Here is a 21,695-nt window from a genome sequence, read left to right as displayed (position 1 = left end):
CCGGCCATTTTTTATCCAAAGTTGGCGGCTGCAGACCCGGCGGGCGGGATCGAATAGGTCATGCTGGCCCGCGCAACTGGGTCGTCGGAACCTTCCGAGAACAGCAGAACATCCCCGACGGCCAGTGTGCGGCCCAGTTTCAGCAACCGGCATGTGGCGATCATGTCCGCGCCGCCTTTAGGTTTGCGCAGAAAGTCCAGAGAGCTGCTGGTCGTGACCGCCAGAGACTGGCGGCCCTTGCGCGCCAGCACCATCGCGTAGACACACACATCCGCCAGACCGAACATCGAGGGGCCGGACACGGTGCCACCGGGCCGCAAATGGCGGTCCGCTACCATAAGGCGCATGGTGATTGTGTCTTCGGTCAAATCCTCAATGACGAAGTCTTTGTGAACCTGCGGAAATACCTGCCCCAGGTATTGTGACAGTTCGTCCTTGTTCATCGCCAACGCCATGCTTCCCCTCCTTCTCTTCCCGCCCTAGAGTTGGCCCAAACGCCAGCGGGAGGGCAAGATGGCAATTTTGGAACGTAACGACACCGGCGCGGTTGCGCATCTGCAGATGAACGCGCCGGACCGGCTGAATGCCCTCAGCGATGAGATGCTGTCCGCACTGCAGGACGAATTCGACGCGCTGCGCGCAGACAGTTCCATCCGCGCGGTTATCCTGTCGGGGGCGGGCAAGGCGTTTTGTGCGGGGCATGACCTGAAGCAAATGACCGCCGGACGGCAATCCGAGGACGGCGGCAAAGCGTATTTTCAGGACCTGTTTGCGCGCTGCACCAAAATGATGATGTCGATCCAGTCCCTGCCCCAACCGGTGATCGCCCAGGTCCACGGAATCGCCACGGCAGCCGGGTGCCAGTTGGTCGCTACCTGCGATCTGGCGGTTGCCGCGGACGGTACGCGCTTTGGTGTGAACGGGGTGAATATCGGGCTGTTCTGTTCAACGCCCATGGTGGCGCTCAGCCGAAATATCCCGCGCAAACAGGCGTTCGAGATGCTGACAACAGGCGACTTCATCTCGGCCGAACGCGCGGCGGAACTTGGGCTGATCAACCGCGTTGTGCCCGAAATGCTGCTGGAACACGACACCAATACGCTTGCTGCACAGATTGCCGAGAAGCTTGCGGTCGCAGTAAAAATCGGAAAACAAGCCTTTTATCAGCAGCTTGATATGCCCGTAGAACAGGCCTATGCCCACACGGGTGAGGTAATGGCACAGAATATGTTGCACCGCGATACTGAAGAAGGCATTTCCGCCTTTATTGAGAAACGTCCGCCCAATTGGACCCAATAACGCAATTGTTTTGTACGTTTTTTGCCACTGTCGTCATTTTTTCACTTTTCAAACAGGCGGCACTGTGGCAAATCTAGGTCGAAGCTAGGGCTTCAAGCACTCTTATGGGTCGTCGTGGGCGGAAGGTCCCTCCAGCTGGTCTCTCTCACCGGCGTTAACATCCCCGCAGCGGCGACCCCAAGAACCCCCATCAAATAAGCAGTGATTTATGCGGCGCAGTCCAGTTGCGTTGGCCTGTGCTGTGTCCTATGTGGCACCCCATGACACAGGAATTGCATATCGTGGGCGGCGGCATGGCCGGGTCCGAGGCCGCATGGCAGGCCGCTGAGATGGGCGTGGATGTCGTCATCCACGAAATGCGTCCCAAAGTGGGCACCTTTGCGCATCAGACCGGCAATCTGGCCGAGATGGTCTGCTCAAACTCGTTCCGCTCGGACGATGACGAACAGAACGCCGTTGGATTGCTGCATTGGGAAATGCGCGCGGCGAATGGGTTGATCATGACCACCGCCGATACGCATCGCCTGCCCGCCGGCGGCGCGTTGGCCGTTGACCGCGATCCGTTTGCCGAGGACGTGACGGCCAGGCTGCGCGCTCATCCCCGCGTCTCGGTCACGGGGGAAGAGGTCACATCCCTGCCCTACGACGGCCATTGGATATTCGCCACCGGCCCCCTGACCTCTCCGGCGTTGGGCGAGGCGATCCGCGCCGAAACCGGAACCGACTCGCTGGCCTTTTTCGACGCCATTGCCCCCATCGTCTATGCTGACAGCATCAACATGAGCAAAGCGTGGATGCAGTCACGATACGACAAGGGCGAGACCGAGGAAGAACGCACCGCCTATCTGAACTGCCCCATGGATCGCGACCAGTACGAGGCATTCATCAACGCCCTGCTCGCCGCAGACAAGACCGAGTTTCACGAGGGCGAGACGGCTGGGTATTTCGACGGTTGCTTGCCAATCGAAGTGATGTCGGAACGCGGGCGGGAAACCCTGCGCCACGGGCCGATGAAACCGGTGGGTCTGACCAATCCGCATCAACCGGACGTCAAACCGCATGCTGTGGTTCAGCTACGGCGCGATAATGCGTTGGGCACCTTGTTCAATATCGTCGGTTTTCAGACCAAGATGAAATACGGCGCCCAGACCGAGGTGTTCCGGATGATCCCCGGACTGGAAGACGCCAGTTTCGCCCGGCTGGGGGGGATTCACCGCAACACGTTTATCAACTCGCCCACTCTGCTGGACGCGCAGATGCGCTTGAAATCCAAACCGAATATCCGCTTTGCGGGGCAGATCACTGGGGTCGAAGGCTATGTCGAAAGCGCAGCTATGGGTCTTTTGGCGGGTCGTCTGGCTGCAGCCGAGATTTTGGGTCGCGCACTACCGGGGGTCCCGCAGGACAGCGCCATGGGTGCGCTGATCCACCACATCACCGGTGGGGCCGAGGCAAAAACCTTTCAGCCGATGAACGTAAACTTCGGCCTGTTCCGCCCTGTGGACGGACTGAAAGGCGGGCGTCGGGGCCGCAAGGACCGTTACAAGGCCTATACGGACCGGGCAAAAGCAGAATGGACCGATTGGCTCGCGAAATGCTGACTGGACGTGTTTCAGCGGGGCAGCGTAACATGCAGGCATGAGCGACGATTTTTTCAAGAACACGTACGACCTTGAAACCCCCGAGGATACGCGCGAGCACTACCAGAAATGGGCCGCGTCCTATGAAAATGAGGTGGCCGAGCAAGGCTATGTGACCCCGGGCCGCGTGGCGCAGGCGCTGTGGTCCAAGTTGCCCGAGGCGCAAACGCCGATCCTGGACTACGGCTGCGGAACGGGCCTGTCCGGGCTGGCCCTGCGCGCTGCCGGGTTCGAGGTTATCGACGGTATGGACCCCACGCCGAACATGCTGGAGGCTGCGGCAGCCAAAGGTGTCTACCGAAAGCTATCCGGTTTTGAAATCACCGATCCCGAGCCGCTAAAACAGGACGCCTACAATGTGATCACAGCGATTGGTGTTGTTGGCGCGGGTGCTGCGCCGCCGGAAACCTTTGATTTGTTGATGCGTGCGTTGCCAGTCGAAGGGTTTCTGGCGTTTTCCTTTAATGATCATACGCTTGCCGATCTTTCCTATACCTCACGTCTGAACGACTGGCTGGATATGGGGGCCGCCCGTTTATTGTTCCGCGAACATGGGCCGCACTTGCCGGGCATGAATATGAACTCTGATGTGTATGTGCTAGAAAAGACGTGACTTTCATCACCCGGTTCGCGCCGTCGCCAACTGGCCCGCTGCATCTGGGCCACGCCTATTCTGCACTGTTGGCCAGCGATATGGCGAGGGCCGAGGGCGGAGAGTTCCTGCTGAGGATCGAGGATATCGACCAGTCCCGCGCACGCCAGCAGTGGGAAAATCAGATCTATGATGACCTTGCGTGGTTAGGTCTGCGCTGGCCCAAGCCCGTGATGCGCCAGTCCGAGCGGCTGCACGCCTATGAACAGGCGCTGGACAAGCTTTGGCAGCTTGAGCTTCTATATCCCTGTTTTTGCAATCGAAAAGACATCGCCGCCGCCGCGAACGCGCCGCAGGAAGGTGCTCCGATGCACGGGCCGGATGGCATCGTCTACCCCGGCACCTGCAGGATTATGTTTCAGCATGATCTTCGTTCGCCACGCCCCACGGACCAGCCCCTGAGGCTGAATATCGCCAAAGCCGCGCGTTTGGTGTCGCGTGACTCCAGTGGGTTTCAAGAACACGGCACAGGCCCGAACGGCGAAACCGGCAGGATCACCTTTTCGCCCGAAGAACTGGAGACCACTATCGGAGACGTCGTGCTGTCCCGGCGCGGTATGGGCACGTCCTACCACCTGTCCGTGGTGATCGACGACGCCGCGCAAGGCATCACCTACGTCGTGCGCGGGCAGGATCTGTTTGAGGCCACGCGCATCCACGTGCTGCTGCAGGCCCTGCTCGGCCTTCAGACGCCCGAGTATGTCCACCACCGACTGATCCGAGACGATACTGGTAAACGCCTGGCAAAGCGGGACGACGCCCGCGCCATCTCAAAATACCGTGCCGAAGGGGCAACGCCGCAGGACATCCGCACGCTGGTTGGCCTCTGACCCGCTTTCATCTTTTCGAAAATACTCTCGCCGAAGGCATGGCGCTTGCGCCATTCAGCCCATCGGTTTCATCAACTCCACCTCAACGCCATTCTGCACCGACGTATAGAAACAGGTCCGGCGGTTCGTATGACAAGCCGGACCGGTCTGACGCACCAGAACCAGCAGGCAATCCCGGTCGCAATCGACGCGGAAATCGACCAATTCCTGCACATGGCCCGAGGTCTCGCCCTTGATCCAGAACGCCTGCCGCGAGCGCGACCAATAGGTCACGCGCCCGGTCTCCAGCGTTCGCTCGACCGCTTGCGCATTCATCCAGGCCATCATCAGCACCTCGTCGGTCGCTTCGTCCTGCGCGATGGCGGGGATCAGCCCGGCCTCATTGTATTTCAGCGTCGCTGGGTCGAACGTGACGGTGTCAGACATTACAAAAACCTTTTGCATCCCGTGGGCTGGTCACTATGTATGGGGAACACGCAACGAGGGAAAGCCATGAGCGGCGAGAACGACCTGATCAAGCTCTATTCCGGACGGATTCTGGCGCTGGCCGCGGATATTCCGCATCTGGATCGGCTGGAAAACCCTGACGCGACGGTCAAGAAACGCTCCCCCCTGTGCGGATCGACCGTGACGGTTGACGTGAAGGTGCAGGACGGACGTGTCAGCGCCTTCGGGCAGGATGTAAAGGCCTGCGCGCTGGGTCAGGCCTCGGCCTCAGTTGTCGGCGACGCAGTGATTGGCGCGACGCGGGCGCAGGTTGAAACCGCGCGCGATCAGTTGGCCGCGATGTTGAAACAGGACGGCCCTGCCCCGGACGCGCCGTTCGACGGGCTGGAAGTGCTGATGCCCGCGCGCGAGTACAAGAACCGGCACGCCTCGATCATGCTGGCGCTGGACGCAACGGCCGAGGCGATGGAGCAGGCCGAACAGGCCAACTGCGCCTGAGCGTGGCGTTTTAGGGCAAACCCGTCTAACCTCCGTCAGATATTGGGGGAAGTTCGGGTTTGAACGACTTACTTGAACATTTTGTAACGCTCTGGGTCGTGATCGACCCCATCGGCACCATCCCCGTTTTCATTGCCGTCACCGCCGGGATCGAGGCGACAGCGCGCCGCCGCACCGCTTTGTTGGCTGCCCTTGTCAGTGCCGGTATTTTGCTGTTCTTCCTGATCTTCGGCCAATTGCTGATCGAGGCGCTGGATATCGGCCTGAATTCCTTTCAGGTTGCCGGTGGGATCATCCTGTTCCTATTCGCGCTGACGATGATTTTTGGCGAAAGCAAACAGGTGGTCGAGCAGCGTCAGGCCGAAGAAGACGCGGATGACAAGATGCACAAGCAAAACCCGGCGATTTTTCCATTGGCGGTTCCTTCGCTGGCCTCGCCCGGCGCGATGCTGGCGGTTGTGATTCTGACGGACAACAACCGGTATAGCGTTGTGGATCAGGGTGTTACCGCCCTTGTGATGCTATCAGTTCTGGCCGTTGCATTTGTTCTGATGCTACTGGCCGAGCCGATCATTCGTCTGATCGGTCACTCTGGCGCGGCCATCATCAGCAGGGTGATGGGCATGATTTTGGCCTCGGTAGCGGCGAACTCGGTCCTGTCGGCGATGCTTGAGATTATCAAAACCGGCCAGCTTTAAGAAAAAAACCGCCGCACCTTCCGGGCGGAAAGGGCGGCGGCAGGTAATGCGTTTCTCGTGTGGGGTCCGGAAGACCGCGCGGGGCCGAGGCATGGCCCCTCAAGGGGTTTGGGACAGGCAGGTCACCCTTGACTGAAATGGGAAGACACGCGCGGTTTGATCGGCACGAGAGCGCAGGCAGAAAGGCTTAGAACCCGACAGGCATATGAAGCGCGACCATCAGGATCACGACCAGCGACATCACACCGGCTGCATCCTGCAGGATCGTGGATTGCGAGCGGTCAAACGCGGTCTTGATCTGGGTCAGCATGTGTCACCTCCGGTCAGGGAATTAATCCTTTGTTGACCTTTTGTTCTCATATTTTACCGAGTCGGTAAAGAACTTTTTAAGAACATTTGTGAACTAAATGGTGACTTCCAATCTAACCCACTGAAATCAAACGGATCGCCTGATCCTGCTTCATCAGCCAAAGCAGAACACGCGCCGCCCGACCCCGTTCCGTTTCAAGTTTGGGGTCTGCGTTCAGCAAGGCCCGCGCATCTGTCTGGGCGACAGCCATCAGGCCCGCTTGCCGTTCAAGGTCGGCGATGCGGAATTTCGGCAAGCCGGATTGCGCAGTTCCGATCAGGTCGCCCGCACCCCGCATCTGCAGGTCGGTCTCCGAAATGCGGAACCCGTCCTCGGTTTCGCGCAAGACTTCCAACCGTTTGCGCCCGCCCTCGCTGAGCGGGGGCTGATACATCAACAAACAGGTCGATTCCGCGTCGCCCCGCCCCACGCGCCCGCGCAATTGGTGCAACTGGGCAAGACCGAAGATTTCAGCCCGCTCAATCACCATGATCGAGGCATTGGGAACGTTGACGCCAACCTCAATGACCGTGGTGGCCACCAGCACCTTGGTCTGCCCGTTCTGAAAAGCCTCCATCGCCGCGTCCTTGTCGGCGGGCGGCATCTGGCCGTGCACCAGCCCAACATTGCCGTCGCCCAGAATGGCGCGCAGCCGTTTGAACCGTTCCTCGGCCGCGGTCAGGTCGGACACCTCGGATTCGTCGACCAGAGGGCACACCCAATAGCATTGCCGCCCCTCATCAATCGCGCGCTGCAGATGGGCAACGACGTCATCCATGCGCCGTGTGCTAACGATGGCAGTTTTGATGGGCTTCCGCCCGGGCGGCTTTTCGTCCAGCACCGAGACGTCCATATCGCCATATTGCGCCAGCGCCAGACTGCGGGGGATCGGCGTGGCGGTCATCACCAGCACATCCGCACCCTGCCCTTTGTCCGACAACTCCATCCGCTGGCGCACGCCAAAGCGATGTTGTTCGTCAACGATGGCCAGCCGTAGCGCGTGGAATTCTACATCACTTTGGAACACAGCATGGGTGCCGACCAAAATCTGGATGTCGCCGCTTCGTAATGCGGCCAGCTTCGCCTTTCGTTCCGCTCCCTTATCGCGCCCGGTCAGGATTTCCAGAACCACACCGGCCTCTTCGGCAAGGGGCCGCAACCCTTCCAGATGCTGCCGGGCCAATATTTCAGTCGGGGCCATCATGACGCCCTGCCCGCCGGCCTCGACCGCCACCAGCAAGGCCATGAACGCCACAAGCGTTTTGCCCGCACCCACATCGCCCTGAAGCAAGCGATTCATACGCGCGTCCGAGGCCATATCCGCCGAGATTTCCTTGATCGCGCTGCTTTGCGCGCCCGTTGGTCGATACGGCAGGCTGGCCAGAACCTTGGACTGCAGCGCGCCGGTTCCAACGCTGACAACCCCGCGCGCCTTTCGTTCCCTTTGACGCGCCAGAGCCAGCGTCAGTTGATGCGCCAGCAGTTCATCATAGGCCAGACGCTCCCGAGCTGGTGCAAAAGGCGCAACATCATCCGCGCCCTGCGGGTTGTGCGCGGCCCTAATAGCTTCGGCCCAATCTGGCCAGTTCTTTTGCGAAAGCTGAGCCGAGTCGATCCATTCCGCCAATTCCGGTGCGCGGGCCAGCGCACTGCGCGCCGCTTTGAAGGCAGTCTTTTGGGTCAGGCCCTGCGTCAGATGATAAACCGGCTCGAACTCTGGAATCTCAGTCGCCTGTTCCACCGGCAGCATATGGTCGGGATGCACCATCTGCGCCATGCCGTCAAAAAGCTCTAACTTGCCCGAGATCACCCGGCGCGCCCCCTGAGGCAGCACCTTTTTCAGATAATCCCCCCGCGCGTGGAAAAAGACCAGTTGGAAATCGGCCTGAGTATCTTCGACATGAACCCGATAGGCACCGCCCTTGTTGCGCGGCGGTCGGTGCGCGCCAACCGTCACTTCGACTGTAAGCGTGGTCGGTAGATCGGCCCCCTGGATCGTCTCGCGCCTGCGCCGGTCGACAACCGCATAAGGCAGGCCGAACAGCACATCGCGGGGGCTTTCGATCCCCGCTTGCGCCATCACCTGAGCCGTTTTCGGGCCGACGCCCTCTAACGTTTCAAGCCCCGCGAACAGCGGGAAAAGCTGTTCCGGTCGTCCGCTCATGCGCCGTCGATCAGCTGCAACCAGCCATCCTCATCCAGCGTTTCAATGCCAAGCTCGGCGGCTTTTTTCGCCTTGGAGCCCGCGCCCGGACCGGCAACCAACAGGTCGGTTTTTTTGCTGACCGAGCCTGAAACCTTTGCGCCCAACGCTTCGGCCCGCGCTTTGGCTTCGGCGCGGGTCATCTTTTCCAGCGTGCCGGTGAAAACAACGGTTTTGCCTGCCACCGGACTGCCGGAGGTATCCGGCCGTTTCGCCTCTTGCACCTGCAGTTGCGCGACCAGAGCTTCGATGCTGGCGCGTTCCGCAGGCTGTGCAAAGGCCGAGACCAGCGAACGGGCCATGATTTCCCCGATCCCGTCGATGCCGATCAAGTCGTCCCATTCCGGCCCCTCAAACCCCGAGGCGGCGGTGACGGCGCGCTCAAACTCCGACCAGCTTCCGTAATGGTTCGCGATAAGATTCGACGCGGCTTCGCCCATGTGCCGAATACCCAGCGCAAACAGCAAGCGCCCAAAGGGAATGTTGCGCTTTTCGTCGATCGCAGCCCACAGGTTGCCCGCGCTTTGCGTGCCCCAACCTTTGCGGTTGGCCAGCTTGTTCAGATTGCCCCCATCCCTTTTGTGCAACGTGAAAATATCGACCGGTGTTCGGATCGGCAGATCGGGATCATCATAGAACATCTCAATCTGCTTCGCGCCTAGCCCTTCGATATCGAACGCCTTGCGTGAGACGAAATGTTTCAGTTTTTCAACGGCCTGCGCGGGGCAAATGACGCCACCTGTGCAGCGTCTGACCGCATCGCCCTCTTCTCGAATGGCGTCGCTTTGGCATTGCGGGCAGGTTGTCGGGAATTTGTATGGCTCGGCCCCTTCGGGCCGTTTTGACAGATCGACATCGGCGATTTTCGGGATCACGTCGCCCGCGCGATAGACCTGCACCCAGTCGCCTTCGCGAATGTCCTTGCCATCGCGGATCGTTCCGCCTTTGGCGTCCTGCCCGGCGACATAATCCTCGTTATGCAACGTGGCGTTCGAGACCACGACGCCGCCAACAGTCACCGGATGCAGCCGCGCGACCGGGCTGAGCGCACCGGTGCGGCCGACCTGAATGTCGATCGCCTCGAGTCGGGTCCAAGCCAATTCAGCGGGAAACTTGTGCGCAATTGCCCATCTGGGGGTCGTCGAGCGGAACCCGAGCCTGGCCTGCAGCGCCAAATCGTTCACCTTGTATACAACGCCGTCGATGTCATAGCCGAGGGTCGCGCGCTGTTCTTCGATGCTGCGGTAATGGTTCAACATGTCTGCGGTCGTTGGGCAAACTTTTGTGAGTGTGTTCGTGGAAAACCCGAAGCTCTTGAGCCGTTGAATCGCCGCCATCTGCGTGTCAGCCAAAGGTTCGGACAGTTCCCCCCAAGCATATGCAAAGAAACGCAAAGGGCGCGATTGGGTGATCGAGGCATCCAACTGGCGCAGAGAACCCGCCGCTGCATTCCTCGGGTTGGCAAAGAGTTTGCCTCCGGTCTCGGACTGGCGCGCGTTCAGGTTTTCGAAATCCTGATGGGACATGTAAACCTCGCCCCGGACCTCCATGATATCCGGTGCGCCGTCGATCTTCTGGGGAATGTCCGCGACCGTGCGTGCATTGGCCGTTACGTTTTCGCCAACTTCCCCATCACCGCGCGTTGCGGCCTGCACCAGTTCCCCTTTTTCGTAGCGCAGCGAAAGCGACAGCCCGTCAATCTTGGGCTCCGCCGTGAACGCCAGTGGGGCCTCGGTATCCAGCCCAAGGTATTTTCGGATGGAGCGGTCGAAATCCGCTACATCCTCATCATCGAAGGCATTGCCCAGCGACATCATGCGAACCGCATGCGTGACCTTCGAGAACCCGTCGGCCGCCCGCGCACCCACCTGGTCCGAGGGGCTGTCCTCACGTTTGAGATGCGGAAAACGCGCTTCAATCTCGGCATTGCGGCGCTTGAGCGCGTCGTATTCCGCATCCGAAATCTCGGGCGCGTCCTCGGCGTGATACAGCGTGTTTGCCCGCGAAAGCTGTTCGGCCAGACGCGCAAGCTCTTCTCGCGCTTGCTGCTCTGTCAAATCCTGCGCTGAAACTGAATCGCTCATGCCCTCGCCCCGTCACTTAATCTTGGACCTCAGTGATAGGGCGAGGCCATGGCCAGGTCCAGACGTGCTGAGACGTGAGTGGAGGTGCCGCCCTGGACCGACGGCGGCACAGGTTTGGTCAATTCAGGCGCTGACGGCCATCCGGGTCTCGTCCATGCTGTTGGACTGAGGATCACGCAGCACATATCCCCTGCCCCAAACGGTTTCGATATAATTCTCACCGCCTGTCGCATTGCTGAGTTTCTTGCGCAGCTTGCAGATGAAAACGTCGATGATTTTCAACTCGGGTTCATCCATGCCGCCATACAAGTGATTCAGGAACATTTCTTTGGTCAGCGTCGTGCCTTTACGCAAACTCAGCAGTTCCAGCATCTGGTATTCCTTGCCTGTCAGATGAACCGTCTTGCCGTCCACTTCGACCGTTTTGGCGTCGAGGTTAACAGCAACCCGCCCGGTATGAATGACCGATTGCGAATGCCCCTTGGAGCGGCGGATGATCGCGTGAATGCGGGCAACCAGTTCTTCGCGATGGAAAGGCTTGGTCAGGTAGTCATCTGCCCCAAAGCCGAAGCCCTTGATCTTGCTTTCGGTGTCGTCGGCACCCGACAGGATCAGAATCGGCGTTTCAACCCGCGCGATCCGCAACTGGCGCAACACTTCATGGCCGTTCATGTCCGGCAGGTTGAGGTCCAGCAAAATCAGATCGTAGTCATAGAGCTTTGCCAGATCGATGCCCTCTTCCCCCAAATCCGTTGCATACACGTTCAGGTTCGCATGCGTCAGCATCAGCTCGATGCTTTTGGATGTTGTCGGGTCATCCTCGACAAGAAGTATTCTCATTTACTGCTCCAATTCGGGTCAACTATTCCTATTGAAATTAACCCTGACTAATAATGGTTAATCTGACGTTACCGTTGAATCATTTATTCGATATCACCTTTAGGTTGTCTATATTTTTTTAAGGCCGTCACCTTCAAGGCGTCCACACCGTGTTCTGCGACCGCCGAAACCCATGTGTTGAATTCTTCATCGCTGATGCCATAGCGTTTCTTGGCGTCCGACAAGGTGATCAGCCCATACAGTACGCCGCGCACGACAATTGCCTTGCGCGAGGCGACCCAGCGGCGCGTGTCTTCGGGCGGCAGATCGGCGCGAGTCAAAACCGTTCCATCCGGCAGGGTTACGGACCTTGGCCCTTCAACTTTGTGCAAATACATCTCTCTGCCCTTTCCTGGTGCGACAAAGCTGCATCCAGGGTACTTAATGGCGCGTGAAACCGCCCCTTGAGAGTGTCTAGAATTTTCCTATATTCTGCCGGTCTTTCTTAACTCGGACTGGAATCGCCATGGCCCTCGCTGCCGAGACCCAACTCAATTCGCTTGGCTTTGCCAAACCGCCCTCGGAAACGCGGGTGGTGGTTGCCATGTCCGGTGGCGTGGACAGTTCCGTTGTCGCGGCGCATTTGGCCGATCAGGGCTATGACGTGGTGGGCGTGACGCTGCAGCTTTATGACCACGGCGCGGCGTTGGCCAAGAAGGGCGCGTGCTGCGCCGGCATCGACATCCACGACGCGCGGCGCGTGGCCGAGGAGCGTGGCTTTCCGCACTATGTTCTGGACTATGAGAACATCTTCAAGGACGCCGTAATCGACGAGTTCGCCGACAGCTATCTGGCGGGCGCGACGCCAGTTCCATGCATCCGTTGCAATGAGCGGGTGAAATTCAAGGACCTGCTGGAAACCGCCAAAGACCTTGAGGCCGACTGCATGGCCACGGGTCATTATATCCAACGCAAGATGGGCCCCAAAGGCCCGGAGCTGCACAGCGCCGAGGATGCCAATCGCGATCAGTCCTACTTCCTGTTCTCAACCACGCCCGAGCAGCTAGACTTCCTGCGCTTCCCGCTGGGTCACCTGCCCTCGAAAGACGCCACGCGCGAGATGGCGGCGCAATACGGGCTGGCCGTGGCCGACAAGCCCGACAGTCAGGACATCTGCTTTGTGCCCAACGGCAACTATGCCAGCGTGATCGAAAAGCTGCGCCCCGGTGCGGCGGAACCGGGCGAGATCGTGCATGCCGATGGCCGCGTTCTGGCGCAGCATAACGGGGTCATTCACTACACCATCGGTCAGCGGCGCGGCCTGGGCATCGGCGGGCTCAGCGAGCCGCTTTACGTGGTCAAGCTGGACGTGGACAAGAAACAGGTCGTCGTCGGCCCGAAAGAGATGCTGGCGACCCGCACCGTTCCCGTGCGCGAGATCAACTGGCTGGGGGATGAGCCTTTCACGTCGCGCGACGAATGGCACCTGTCGGTCAAAGTTCGTTCGACCCGCCCGCCGCGCGAGGCGATTGTGCGCCCCTTGTCTGAAACCACTGCCGAGGTGGAACTGCTGACGCCCGAGGAAGGCATCTCTCCGGGTCAGGCTTGCGTGTTCTATGAAAGCACTGGCAGCCGTATCTTCGGCGGTGGGTGGATCTGGCGCGGTTACTAGATCGCGTCGGTCCACGAGTTGCTGAGGATATAAAGCCCGGCAAAGATCATGACAAAGGGCACCAATTTCTCCAACCGGTGGGCAAGGTTCCCGGTCATGAACGGTGCCTTGGACCCCAGCAACGCGACCGAGGCCAGACCCAACGCCGCGCTGCCCGCGCCGATAAGCCCCGCAATTCGGAAGCCGGGCGCGGAGTCGGCCAAAAGCGGTGCCAGCACGGCAAAGGTATCCATCGACAGGCTGACAAACAGCATCGAAATCACGAGGGTCGAGGCTCCGGTTTCGATCTTGGGGTCCTGCGTTGGCAACGCGCCGCGAACCTGACGCAGAACGCCCAGCACCCCTAAGGTCAGAGGGATAACGCCCAGATAACCGGCCCAATGGGGGATGACGTCATCGACGCCTACCGCCACCAGATAAGCGGCGGCAATCACCAGTATCTGCGCGGCAAGAAATCCCAGAACGGAGCGTTTCGGCCCCGACACCATCATCAATGCCAGCAAGGCCGCGACATTGTCGAGGTTCGTCAAAACCTGCGCCGTAAAGGCCGACAGCGCAAAGACCGCATAATCCAGCATCAGGCGTTCATCCGGTCCAAAACGGCCCGCGCGGCGCGCAGGCCCGGTGCTTCGCCGCCGCGACCAAGCCGGTCCATGGTCAGGTCCATTGCCTGACGCTGCGTATCGGGGGCGGCTGCGACCTGCCTTATAGCCTCGGCAATCTTGTCGGGCTGGCAATCGTCCAGAAGGCATTCGGGAACCGCGCGGGTTTCGGACACCAGATTGACCAGCGTCACCGTGTCCAGACTGACCATTCGTTTGGCGATCAGCGTGGTTAGCCAATTCAGGTTATAGGCAATCACCATCGGCGTCGCCTGCGCGGCCAGTTCCAAAGAGACCGTGCCCGACGCCGCCAGAGAAAGATCGGCTGCGGCAAATGCGGCCCTTTTCTGCGCCTGCGCTTGATCCGATGGTAAATCTCTCGGGTCGACAACCAGAGGCTCTCCCGGCCAATCCTGCACGTGATCTGAGACCGCTTCTACCATGTGCGCAACCGCCGGAACCACAACACGTGTGTCGGGGCGATCTTGCAGAAACTGCTGCAAAGCGTCGCCGAAGATCGGGGCCAGCCGTTCGACCTCTCCCTTGCGAGAGCCGGGCAGCGCAAGGATGATCGGAACATCTCCCAGACCATGATCCGCGCGAAACTGTGCAATATTCTGTTCCGAGGCGACGGGTTCGTTCACTACCGGATGGCCGACGAAATCACATTCCATCCCGGCGCGTTCCATATAGGGCGGCTCAAAGGGCAACAGCGCCAGAACATGATCAATGACCTTCGCCATCTTGTCCGCCCGTCCCGGTCGCCATGCCCAGACGCTTGGAGCGACATAATGGACGGTTCGGATATCGCTTGACGCTTTGACAATTTTCGCCACGCGCAGGCTGAAATCCGGACTGTCGATGGTAATCAGCACATCCGGTTTCGTGTCCAAAACCGCCTGTGCGGTCTCGGCGATCCGGCGTTTGAGGTGGAAGAACTTGGGCAGAACCTCGACCAGCCCCATCACGCTGAGTTCGGACATGGGAAAGCGGCTGTTCAGTCCTTGGGTCTGCATCAGCGGCCCGCCGACGCCTTCGAACTGCACGTCGGGAACAAGCGTTTTCAGCCCCTCCATCAGCGCGCCGCCAAGCCGGTCGCCCGAGGGTTCACCGGCGACCAGAAAAACGCGCATCAGACGAGCCGCTCGCGCACATAAAGAAACAGGCCCAGACGATTGCACTCAGCAATCACGCGCTCCCGCTGCAGGACGATCACGCCACCCTTTTCGATGACAATGCCGGACAGCCCTGCGGCCACGGCACCGGTCACCGTGTCCGGCCCAATCGCTGGCAGATCGGCGCGGCGATCCTGATCCGGCTTGGGTCCCTTGAAAAGGATGCCGCCACCTGCATCCGGGCGTTGCGTCAGTGATTGCAGCATCCAGGCTGTGCCGAAAATACTCTCGACCGCGAGTGCCTGTCCCTTGGCCACGGCGCAGGCTTGCCCGATATCCGCCGCTCCCATGGCATGCAAAATCCCGGCGGCCCGGTCGGCATCCGCCAGATCAGCCTCGGACGGTTGCGTCTCGGTCAGGCACCCCAGAGATGGCAGAAGGCCCGGCGCGATCTCATGTGCGGCGCGCACGTGCAGGCCCGCGTCCTCAAAAATCCCGATCGCGGCGCGCAACGCGCCGTCATCCCCCGACATGATCGCCTGCTGCAGGATCGGGACCAGAGGCATCGTGGCCGCGTCGATACGCGAGGGATCAATGGTCGGGCGCTGGACGGCACCGGCCATGCAAATCTCGGTCACGCCTTTGGCGCGCAGGTCAGCAATGAAACTCCCCAAATGCTCCAGCGGGAACACGATATCCGGGTTCAGGCTGTCGGGCAGAAACCCCTCCATCGCGCAGATCACGGGGCGCTCGGCCAGTTCGGCAACCACTTCGTTCGGCAAAGCGCCGGTTCCCGCAATCAGCGCAAGCATCGCGTTATTTCCCCGGTGTCAGGAAAGACCGGTCGCTATGCCCGGTCACGAAGTCGACGATCCGCCGTACATATTCGCTTTCGGTCTGATCCCCGACCCTGTGGGCGCGGTCCATGAAAGTGCCCTCGCCCTTGGACAACTCGCGGAACGCCGCGCGCAGGGCCGAGATATCCTCGCGCGAGACGCCTTTACGCTTGAGTCCAACCAGATTGAGCCCGTCCAACTCACCGCGCGGAGCCTGAACAAGGCCGTAGGGAATAACATCGTTGGGCACCATGGTCAGCGCACCGATGATGGCGCCGCGCCCGACGCGTACCCATTGATGCAAGCCGGATATACCACCGATGATCACGTCATCCTCGATAATGCAATGCCCTGCGGCCCCGGCATGGTTCACCATGATCACCCGGTTCCCGATCTGCACGTCATGCGCCACATGAACCCCGGCCATCAGCAGGCAGTCATCGCCGATCCGGGTCACGCCGCCGCCGCCATCGGTGCCGGTGTTGACCGTTACGTGTTCCCGTATCCGGTTGCGCTTGCCGATCTCAAGCCGGGTATCTTCGCCGCCGAATTTAAGATCCTGCGGGATTTCACCGATCACCGAAAAGTTGAAAATGACCGTCTCATCGCCGACCGAGGTTTCACCGGTCACGACAACATGCGATTTCAGCTCAACCCGGTCACCCAATGTGACCTGAGCGCCTACATAGCAGAACGGACCAATCACGCAGTCCTGACCGATCTGCGCTCCGTCTTCGATGATTGCGCTGGGGTGAATGCCGCTCATGCCGTCTTTTCCATCTCCCAGTCGACATAGGCCGAGAATTCGGCTTCGGCGGCAACATCCCCGTCGACCGTTGCGCGACCGCTGAACTTGAACAGCTTGCCGCCCTTTTTGCCGCGCAGGGTCTCCACGTGCATCTCCAGCACGTCACCGGGCACGACTTTGCGACGGAACTTACACTTGTCGATGCTCATGAAATAGATCAGCAACTCGGTATCGATCACATCCATGCCAACGCCCAACATCACGCCAGCGGTCTGGGCCATCGCCTCGACAATCGTGACGCCCGGCATGATCGGCGTTCCGGGGAAGTGACCCTGAAAGTGCGGCTCGTTCATCGTGACGTTTTTGATGCCCCGGGCCGAGTGGTAGTCGGTGATGTCCACAACCTTATCGACCAGCAGAAACGGATAGCGATGCGGCAATATCCGCTGGATCAGCTGAATGTCGGCGCTTTTGGGTTCCGTGGTCATAATAAAGTTGTCCCGTTTTGGATGTCTCAGTTCCCGCGTGGTTAGCAATACCGGAACGTAAGGGCAAGCAAACCTATTCGCTGTTGCCGTCCGGCAATTCGCTTCCGTCACCGATGGTGGCGTCGATCCGGGCAATCGCCGCGTCGGTCATGTCAGAGGTGTCCGAGCTGAGGAAGACATTGGATCGTTCCAGAATCATCGAGGCACCAGTTTCCCGCAACAGGTCGATCAGAATCGGGCGCGCAAGGGCGAAAAAGGTCTGGCGATCCTCCTCGCTGCGCCGGGTCAGCGCGTCCAGTTTCGCGCGCTGACTTTCCCTATGGGTCTGGACCTTCTGGTCAAAGGCCTCGGCCAAGGGCCGGAATTCTTCGGGCTGCAGTTCGGCGCGCTTTTCGGTCAGGTCTTTTTCTTCCCGGCTTAGCTCGGCGACGATGCGTTCATTCTCTTCCGCGAGCAGCGCGCCTTCCAGTTCAAAGTCCCGAAGCACCCGCTGCCCAAAGGCAGAGTCGGTAAACAGCCGGTCGCTGGAAATCGTCAGAACACCGTGCGAGGCCGCGCCCAGTTGTTGCGCGACGACCGGGGCCGCAAACCACAGGGCCAGAAATGCGCACAGGGCCCAAAGCGGGCCCTGTTTTTGTGTCAAAAACTTCGTCAGCATCGCGGATCAGAACCGGGCCTGAACAGTCAGGTCAAAGTTCTGTTCCTTGTCAAAGCTCTCTTTCTTCAACGGCTGCGAGAAGTTGAATCGCAGCGGGCCAAAGGGCGTTTCCCACAAGACCGAAATTCCGATCACGTGGCGAATAGAGCCATCGGCACCGACGATTGTGGCCCCCGTCGTATCAACATCGTCAATGTTGTAAAGGTTGCCGACGTCATAGAACAGACCGCCGCGCAGGCCCAGTTCTTCCGGCAGCCCCAACGGGAAATCCGTTTCAAACCGGGCGACCCAGTAGTAGTTGCCACCGATGGCATCGTCCTGCCCGTTTGACAGGTCGCGCGGGCCAATACCGGCCGGTTCGAAACCGCGGAAAGTGTTTGGACCCAGAACAAATCGATCAAGGGTACGGCTGAAGTCGTTTCCACGCCAATGCAGGGCACCCAGTTCCAGCGTTGCCCGAAGCACAACCTCTTCGTTCCATACACGTGTCTGTGCTATACCCCGCGCGGTGGATTTGATGAATTCGTTGTCGCCGCCCAAACCTGCAGCGTCGACACCGATTTCGAACAAAACGCCCGCATTCGGGTTCAGGCCACCGAGACGGCTGTCATAAACATAAGAAACACCCAGCGAACTGCTGACCCGTTCGCCCTGCGCAATTTCTGACGCAATAACGGCACCGTTGATCTCGTCGTCCTGCTGAGTCATCTCGCTGCGCTCCCACCCGTAGCGCAGGCGGAGTGTCGATAATTCGCCGATGGCATAGCTCAGTTGAGGACGGAAAAACAGGCTCTCGGTGTCGTAGCTTGCAAAGCTCGAGTTGGTGGTGGCCAGACCCAAGCCAAGATCAAACTGCAGCCTGCGACCCAGCAAGAAGGGTTCGGTGAAGTTCAGCGTGTATTGTTCGGAATCCTGCGCGGTCGACAGGTTCACGCCAATGGTCTGACCACGGCCCAGGAAATTTCGTTCCTGCAGACCAATTGCAATACCGAAACCATCCGTGGCCGAAAAGCTACCGCCAAGGCTCAGCGATCCGGTCGGTTGCTCTTCTACGTCCACGTCCACGATTACCTGGCTGGGCGATGATCCTTCGCGGGGTTCGACATCCGCGGTCGCAAAAAAGCCAAGGGCATTGATACGCTCGGCCGCGTTACGGATTTCACGTGGGTTGAACGGGTCACCTTCAACCGTGTCAAACTGCCGACGGATAACCCGGTCGAGCGTCGTCGTATTCCCCTCAATGTCGATCCGCTCAACGAAAATGCGCGGACCGCGCGACAGGACAAACTGCACATCCAGGGTCAGGTCGCGCGCGTTGCGGGTAACACGTGGCTCGACACGCAGGAAGTCAACGCCTTCTTTCAGGCCCAGACGTTCCATCCGCGCGATGGAGTTTTCCACCAAGGAAGGCGTATAAGTCACGCCCGGTTTGATCTTCAGTGCCGCTTGATAAGGGGCCGGATCGACACCGGGGATTTCACTGACAGTGGTGATCTGACCGAACGAGAATTTCTGGCCCTCGGTAATGTTCATCACCAGAAAGAACGCATCGCGTTCGCGGGTGAATTCGACATTGGCGCTGTTCACGCGGAAATCGACATAGCCACGCGACAGGTAGAAATCGCGGATGACCTGTTTGTCGAACTCAATGCGATCGCCGATGAACGTGTCGCTTCTGAAAAACGTCCGCAGGAAGGTCGCCTGCTTTGTCTCCAAAACGCGGCGCAGACGACGATCGGAAAAGGCGCGGTTGCCGACGAAGCTGACCCGTTCGACCTCGATGGTCGTGCCCTCGGCAACCTCAAACACCAGATCCACCCGGTTATCGCTGCGGCGAATGATGCGTGGGATGACGGTGGCGGATACGCGGCCCTGTGCCGAATAAACTTGGGCGATCAGGTCAGCGTCGGCTTCTGCGATTTGCGGCGTGAACACGCGGCGCGGTTCGGATGAGATCACATCCAGAAGCACATCGTCCTTGATACGCGCGTTCCCTTCGATGCTGATCTGGTTGATTGTCGGGTATTCCTGCACTTCGATGACCAGCGTAGTGCCACGCGGAGTCAACTCGACTGTTTCAAAAACACCACTGTCAAGCAAACGCTGATAGGCGTCATTCAATTGGCCGGAAGTGACCGTCTGCCCCGGTTCGATTCCCGTGCGTGCGATGATCGTGCCGGTTTCGATGCGCCGGTTACCCTCGACATCAAAGGAATTGATCGTGAAGCTCTGCGCCTGCGCCGCATGAGGCAAAGCCAGTAAACTCACTGCTACAAAAAGGAAAAGGAAGGTTAGTGGCTGCCACAAAATCTTGTTTGCCGGCTTTTGCCCCCCGCAGGATGTGCCTGCGCCTTGCCTGTAAGTCATTTTATGCTCTACCCAGAATTTTAGGACTTTAAAGCTGAGTAGCGGGAATAAATCCACTTGTCAAAAGGCCAAAAAACGCACCCTTATACAGGGTGCGCCGTCTGCTTTCACCGGAAGAGTGTTAGAATCACAGACCCGCGAGGTAAGCGCCGCCAGCCAAGGCCAGAGCAGTCGCGCCGAAATACAAAAGCGAGTCCCAGTTCAGGATGAACAGGAAGCTGACACTCTGATAAGATTTCCGCAGTGCTTTTGACATGACCGCCTCATTGGTAGCAAAAAGACCGTACCCCAAGATTACGGCGACAATGCGGCGTCAATAAGTGATGGGCGTCATAATCAGCAGAACAGATCGTTACTGACCGAGAACAGCATCAGCGCCAGGATTAGGCTCAGACCGACGCCCATAAAGACCCGCAGCGCCTTTTCGCTGGGCGGTCTGCCGGTGACGGCCTCATAGGCGTAGAACACCAAGTGTCCGCCATCCAATACCGGGATCGGGAACAAATTCAGCAATCCCACTGCGGTCGACAGAACGGCGATAAAAAAGATGAAATTCTGCGCGCCCTGGCTGGCCATCGCGCCCGAAGTCTCGGCGATGCCAATCGGACCCGAGATGTTGCAGGTGCTGATCGCGCCGGTCACCATATGCCACATGCCAGACAGAGACCCATCGATGATGCGCATGGTCTGACGCACGCCGCCGGACAGGGAATCCAGCAGACCTGCCGGGACGGTCGCGGGTTCAAGCATCATGCCTCCGACGATACCGATCCGCCAATGAGTGACAAAGCCACCATCCGGTTGCGGCTCATCCGTGCGACGCGGGGCCAGCGCAAACTCAAGATCGGCCCCGTCCCGCCAGACGTTCAGCAACAGAACTCGGCCGTCAGAGCTTTCGACAAACTCCTTGAGTTGTTCGAAGGCAAAGATGGGTTCGCCATTAACGGCGGTAATAACATCCCCCTGCTCAAGCTGAATGTCCATCGCGGCACTGCGCGGCGCGACCTGCCGGATCAACGGCGGGAACAGCCAAGGGGCCTGCACATCCATTGTCTCTCCGTCGCGGATGACCGTGTAGTCCAGAACCGGTTCTACAGGCAGCGCCTCGGTGAACTCGCCCCAGGTGCTTTCTTCATCAAACTCCGGCGTCGGGATGCCCGCAATCGCGATGATCTCATCCCCCACCTGCAGGCCCTGAACCGTGCCGGGCAAAGGCTGCAGCGCCCCGATTGTCAGCGGTTCCCGAGACACGCCCTGCGACCAGAAAATCAGGCCGAAGACTATAATCGACATGATAAAATTGAATATTGGCCCGGCGGCAACGGTTGCCGTGCGCGCCCACAACGGCGCGCCGTGCATTGTGCGGCGCAGCTCTTCCGGGCTTTGTTCGGCAATGTCTTCCATCGCCTCGGAATCCTTGCCCGACGCTGCGTTCGCATCGCCAAGAAACTTCACATATCCGCCAAAGGGCAACAACGCCACTTGCCATCTGGTGCCACGTTTGTCGATTCGGCTCCACAACACAGGGCCGAACCCGATCGAAAACACCTCGGCATGGATGCCGGACCAGCGTCCGACGATGTAATGGCCATATTCATGCACCGCCACGATGGCGGACAGCGCGACCACAAAGGCCACAATCGTGTACAGCAAATTGCCGAACTGGGGGATCAGTGAGAGTGCGTCCAAA

22 protein-coding genes and 1 pseudogene are annotated in these 21,695 nt (G+C 59.5%); 7 read left to right on the top strand and 16 right to left on the bottom strand.

From position 1 onward, the window contains the following. Window positions 1-11: 11 nt before the first annotated feature. Window positions 12-455, bottom strand: a complete 444-nt coding sequence (locus ACR0JN_RS15005; protein WP_480886694.1) for a PaaI family thioesterase — start codon at window positions 453-455, stop codon at window positions 12-14. Window positions 456-504: 49 nt separating this feature from the next. Between ACR0JN_RS15005 and ACR0JN_RS15000 the strand changes: the two are divergent. The 4 genes and pseudogenes from ACR0JN_RS15000 to gluQRS all read left to right on the top strand — a co-directional run. Beyond that, window positions 505-1,299 (top strand): annotated as a pseudogene (locus tag ACR0JN_RS15000) (enoyl-CoA hydratase); the annotation flags it as partial. 260 nt (window positions 1,300-1,559) lie between these two features. Next, window positions 1,560-2,900 (top strand): methylenetetrahydrofolate--tRNA-(uracil(54)-C(5))-methyltransferase (FADH(2)-oxidizing) TrmFO, encoded by a 1,341-nt coding sequence (gene trmFO / locus ACR0JN_RS14995; protein ID WP_480886692.1) that lies wholly within the window; start codon window positions 1,560-1,562, stop codon window positions 2,898-2,900. A 37-nt stretch (window positions 2,901-2,937) separates the two neighbouring features. Further along, entirely contained in the window at window positions 2,938-3,552 is a 615-nt protein-coding gene (locus tag ACR0JN_RS14990) for a class I SAM-dependent DNA methyltransferase (protein ID WP_480886691.1), read from the top strand. After that, window positions 3,549-4,421 (top strand): tRNA glutamyl-Q(34) synthetase GluQRS, encoded by an 873-nt coding sequence (gluQRS, locus tag ACR0JN_RS14985; protein WP_480886689.1) that lies wholly within the window; start codon window positions 3,549-3,551, stop codon window positions 4,419-4,421. The genes ACR0JN_RS14990 and gluQRS overlap by 4 nt, the downstream gene beginning before the upstream one ends. A 54-nt stretch (window positions 4,422-4,475) precedes the next feature. On the opposite strand, the gene hisI is transcribed toward gluQRS, so the two are convergent. After that, window positions 4,476-4,865 carry a phosphoribosyl-AMP cyclohydrolase gene (gene hisI / locus ACR0JN_RS14980; protein WP_480886687.1) on the bottom strand — a complete coding sequence of 130 codons (390 nt, stop codon included), beginning with the start codon at window positions 4,863-4,865 and terminating at the stop codon, window positions 4,476-4,478. A 48-nt stretch (window positions 4,866-4,913) separates the two neighbouring features. On the opposite strand from hisI, the gene ACR0JN_RS14975 reads away from it, so the two are divergent. After that, a complete protein-coding gene (locus ACR0JN_RS14975) occupies window positions 4,914-5,366 on the top strand; it encodes an iron-sulfur cluster assembly scaffold protein (RefSeq protein WP_480886686.1) in 453 nt (150 codons plus the stop codon). 59 nt (window positions 5,367-5,425) lie between these two features. After that, window positions 5,426-6,064, top strand: a complete 639-nt coding sequence (locus ACR0JN_RS14970) for a MarC family protein (protein WP_480816912.1) — start codon at window positions 5,426-5,428, stop codon at window positions 6,062-6,064. Between the two features lie 187 nt (window positions 6,065-6,251). On the opposite strand, the gene ACR0JN_RS14965 is transcribed toward ACR0JN_RS14970, so the two are convergent. From ACR0JN_RS14965 to sciP, 5 genes are all read right to left on the bottom strand, one after another. Continuing rightward, window positions 6,252-6,374 (bottom strand): hypothetical protein, encoded by a 123-nt coding sequence (locus tag ACR0JN_RS14965; RefSeq protein WP_480886684.1) that lies wholly within the window; start codon window positions 6,372-6,374, stop codon window positions 6,252-6,254. A gap of 112 nt (window positions 6,375-6,486) precedes the next feature. After that, complete coding sequence (gene recG, locus ACR0JN_RS14960) at window positions 6,487-8,577, bottom strand: ATP-dependent DNA helicase RecG (protein WP_480886683.1); 2,091 nt, start codon at window positions 8,575-8,577, stop codon at window positions 6,487-6,489. Continuing rightward, window positions 8,574-10,700 (bottom strand): NAD-dependent DNA ligase LigA, encoded by a 2,127-nt coding sequence (gene ligA / locus ACR0JN_RS14955; RefSeq protein WP_480886680.1) that lies wholly within the window; start codon window positions 10,698-10,700, stop codon window positions 8,574-8,576. Before ligA ends, recG begins: the two co-directional genes overlap by 4 nt. Window positions 10,701-10,823: 123 nt before the next feature. Then, window positions 10,824-11,540 carry a response regulator transcription factor CtrA gene (gene ctrA, locus ACR0JN_RS14950; protein ID WP_480816916.1) on the bottom strand — a complete coding sequence of 239 codons (717 nt, stop codon included), beginning with the start codon at window positions 11,538-11,540 and terminating at the stop codon, window positions 10,824-10,826. Window positions 11,541-11,623: 83 nt separating this feature from the next. Next, window positions 11,624-11,917, bottom strand: coding sequence for a CtrA inhibitor SciP (gene sciP, locus ACR0JN_RS14945; protein ID WP_480886678.1), 294 nt, complete (start codon window positions 11,915-11,917; stop codon window positions 11,624-11,626). Window positions 11,918-12,045: 128 nt separating this feature from the next. Between sciP and mnmA the strand changes: the two genes are divergently transcribed. Next, window positions 12,046-13,191, top strand: coding sequence for a tRNA 2-thiouridine(34) synthase MnmA (mnmA, locus tag ACR0JN_RS14940; protein WP_480886676.1), 1,146 nt, complete (start codon window positions 12,046-12,048; stop codon window positions 13,189-13,191). Here mnmA and ACR0JN_RS14935 read toward each other — a convergent pair. The 9 genes from ACR0JN_RS14935 to rseP form a co-directional block, all read right to left on the bottom strand. After that, window positions 13,188-13,769 carry a hypothetical protein gene (locus ACR0JN_RS14935; protein ID WP_480886675.1) on the bottom strand — a complete coding sequence of 194 codons (582 nt, stop codon included), beginning with the start codon at window positions 13,767-13,769 and terminating at the stop codon, window positions 13,188-13,190. The two genes, mnmA and ACR0JN_RS14935, sit on opposite strands and share 4 nt — an antisense overlap. Next, on the bottom strand, window positions 13,769-14,926 hold the full coding sequence (gene lpxB, locus ACR0JN_RS14930) for a lipid-A-disaccharide synthase (protein WP_480886672.1): 1,158 nt from the start codon (window positions 14,924-14,926) through the stop codon (window positions 13,769-13,771). The genes ACR0JN_RS14935 and lpxB overlap by 1 nt, the downstream gene beginning before the upstream one ends. Next, window positions 14,926-15,720 (bottom strand): LpxI family protein, encoded by a 795-nt coding sequence (locus tag ACR0JN_RS14925; protein ID WP_480886669.1) that lies wholly within the window; start codon window positions 15,718-15,720, stop codon window positions 14,926-14,928. Before ACR0JN_RS14925 ends, lpxB begins: the two co-directional genes overlap by 1 nt. Window positions 15,721-15,724: 4 nt before the next feature. Beyond that, window positions 15,725-16,510, bottom strand: a complete 786-nt coding sequence (gene lpxA / locus ACR0JN_RS14920; protein WP_480816922.1) for an acyl-ACP--UDP-N-acetylglucosamine O-acyltransferase — start codon at window positions 16,508-16,510, stop codon at window positions 15,725-15,727. Further along, the gene (fabZ, locus tag ACR0JN_RS14915; protein ID WP_480816923.1) at window positions 16,507-16,980 is read right to left on the bottom strand and encodes a 3-hydroxyacyl-ACP dehydratase FabZ; all 474 of its coding nucleotides are present in this window, start codon (window positions 16,978-16,980) and stop codon (window positions 16,507-16,509) included. The genes lpxA and fabZ overlap by 4 nt, the downstream gene beginning before the upstream one ends. Before the next feature lie 73 nt (window positions 16,981-17,053). Further along, window positions 17,054-17,623, bottom strand: a complete 570-nt coding sequence (locus ACR0JN_RS14910; RefSeq protein ID WP_480886666.1) for an OmpH/Skp family outer membrane protein — start codon at window positions 17,621-17,623, stop codon at window positions 17,054-17,056. 21 nt (window positions 17,624-17,644) lie between these two features. Further along, a complete protein-coding gene (gene bamA / locus ACR0JN_RS14905; protein WP_480886662.1) occupies window positions 17,645-20,005 on the bottom strand; it encodes an outer membrane protein assembly factor BamA in 2,361 nt (786 codons plus the stop codon). Window positions 20,006-20,132: 127 nt separating this feature from the next. Further along, a complete protein-coding gene (locus ACR0JN_RS14900) occupies window positions 20,133-20,261 on the bottom strand; it encodes a hypothetical protein (RefSeq protein WP_480610787.1) in 129 nt (42 codons plus the stop codon). A gap of 80 nt (window positions 20,262-20,341) precedes the next feature. Then, the gene (rseP, locus tag ACR0JN_RS14895) at window positions 20,342-21,694 is read right to left on the bottom strand and encodes an RIP metalloprotease RseP (protein ID WP_480886660.1); all 1,353 of its coding nucleotides are present in this window, start codon (window positions 21,692-21,694) and stop codon (window positions 20,342-20,344) included. Window position 21,695: the final 1 nt, after the last annotated feature.

This window comes from Ruegeria sp. G12 (assembly GCF_056533565.1).
The sequence above is the reverse complement of the archived record's forward strand: the minus strand, read 5'-3'. Positions and strand labels throughout refer to the sequence as shown.

What these genes read in the sequence shown, in the direction of transcription:
- fabZ (WP_480816923.1), bottom strand. Translation starts at nt 16,980, where the DNA reads ATGACCACGGAACCCAAAAGCGCCGACATTCAGCTGATCCAGCGGATA.
- hisI (WP_480886687.1), bottom strand. Translation starts at nt 4,865, where the DNA reads ATGCAAAAGGTTTTTGTAATGTCTGACACCGTCACGTTCGACCCAGCG.
- mnmA (WP_480886676.1), top strand. Translation starts at nt 12,046, where the DNA reads ATGGCCCTCGCTGCCGAGACCCAACTCAATTCGCTTGGCTTTGCCAAA.
- bamA (WP_480886662.1), bottom strand. Translation starts at nt 20,005, where the DNA reads ATGACTTACAGGCAAGGCGCAGGCACATCCTGCGGGGGGCAAAAGCCG.
- ACR0JN_RS14900 (WP_480610787.1), bottom strand. Translation starts at nt 20,261, where the DNA reads ATGTCAAAAGCACTGCGGAAATCTTATCAGAGTGTCAGCTTCCTGTTC.
- lpxA (WP_480816922.1), bottom strand. Translation starts at nt 16,510, where the DNA reads ATGAGCGGCATTCACCCCAGCGCAATCATCGAAGACGGAGCGCAGATC.
- lpxB (WP_480886672.1), bottom strand. Translation starts at nt 14,926, where the DNA reads ATGCGCGTTTTTCTGGTCGCCGGTGAACCCTCGGGCGACCGGCTTGGC.
- ctrA (WP_480816916.1), bottom strand. Translation starts at nt 11,540, where the DNA reads ATGAGAATACTTCTTGTCGAGGATGACCCGACAACATCCAAAAGCATC.
- recG (WP_480886683.1), bottom strand. Translation starts at nt 8,577, where the DNA reads ATGAGCGGACGACCGGAACAGCTTTTCCCGCTGTTCGCGGGGCTTGAA.
- sciP (WP_480886678.1), bottom strand. Translation starts at nt 11,917, where the DNA reads ATGTATTTGCACAAAGTTGAAGGGCCAAGGTCCGTAACCCTGCCGGAT.
- trmFO (WP_480886692.1), top strand. Translation starts at nt 1,560, where the DNA reads ATGACACAGGAATTGCATATCGTGGGCGGCGGCATGGCCGGGTCCGAG.
- ACR0JN_RS14975 (WP_480886686.1), top strand. Translation starts at nt 4,914, where the DNA reads ATGAGCGGCGAGAACGACCTGATCAAGCTCTATTCCGGACGGATTCTG.
- ACR0JN_RS14935 (WP_480886675.1), bottom strand. Translation starts at nt 13,769, where the DNA reads ATGCTGGATTATGCGGTCTTTGCGCTGTCGGCCTTTACGGCGCAGGTT.
- ACR0JN_RS14990 (WP_480886691.1), top strand. Translation starts at nt 2,938, where the DNA reads ATGAGCGACGATTTTTTCAAGAACACGTACGACCTTGAAACCCCCGAG.
- ACR0JN_RS14925 (WP_480886669.1), bottom strand. Translation starts at nt 15,720, where the DNA reads ATGCTTGCGCTGATTGCGGGAACCGGCGCTTTGCCGAACGAAGTGGTT.
- ligA (WP_480886680.1), bottom strand. Translation starts at nt 10,700, where the DNA reads ATGAGCGATTCAGTTTCAGCGCAGGATTTGACAGAGCAGCAAGCGCGA.
- ACR0JN_RS15005 (WP_480886694.1), bottom strand. Translation starts at nt 455, where the DNA reads ATGGCGTTGGCGATGAACAAGGACGAACTGTCACAATACCTGGGGCAG.
- ACR0JN_RS14965 (WP_480886684.1), bottom strand. Translation starts at nt 6,374, where the DNA reads ATGCTGACCCAGATCAAGACCGCGTTTGACCGCTCGCAATCCACGATC.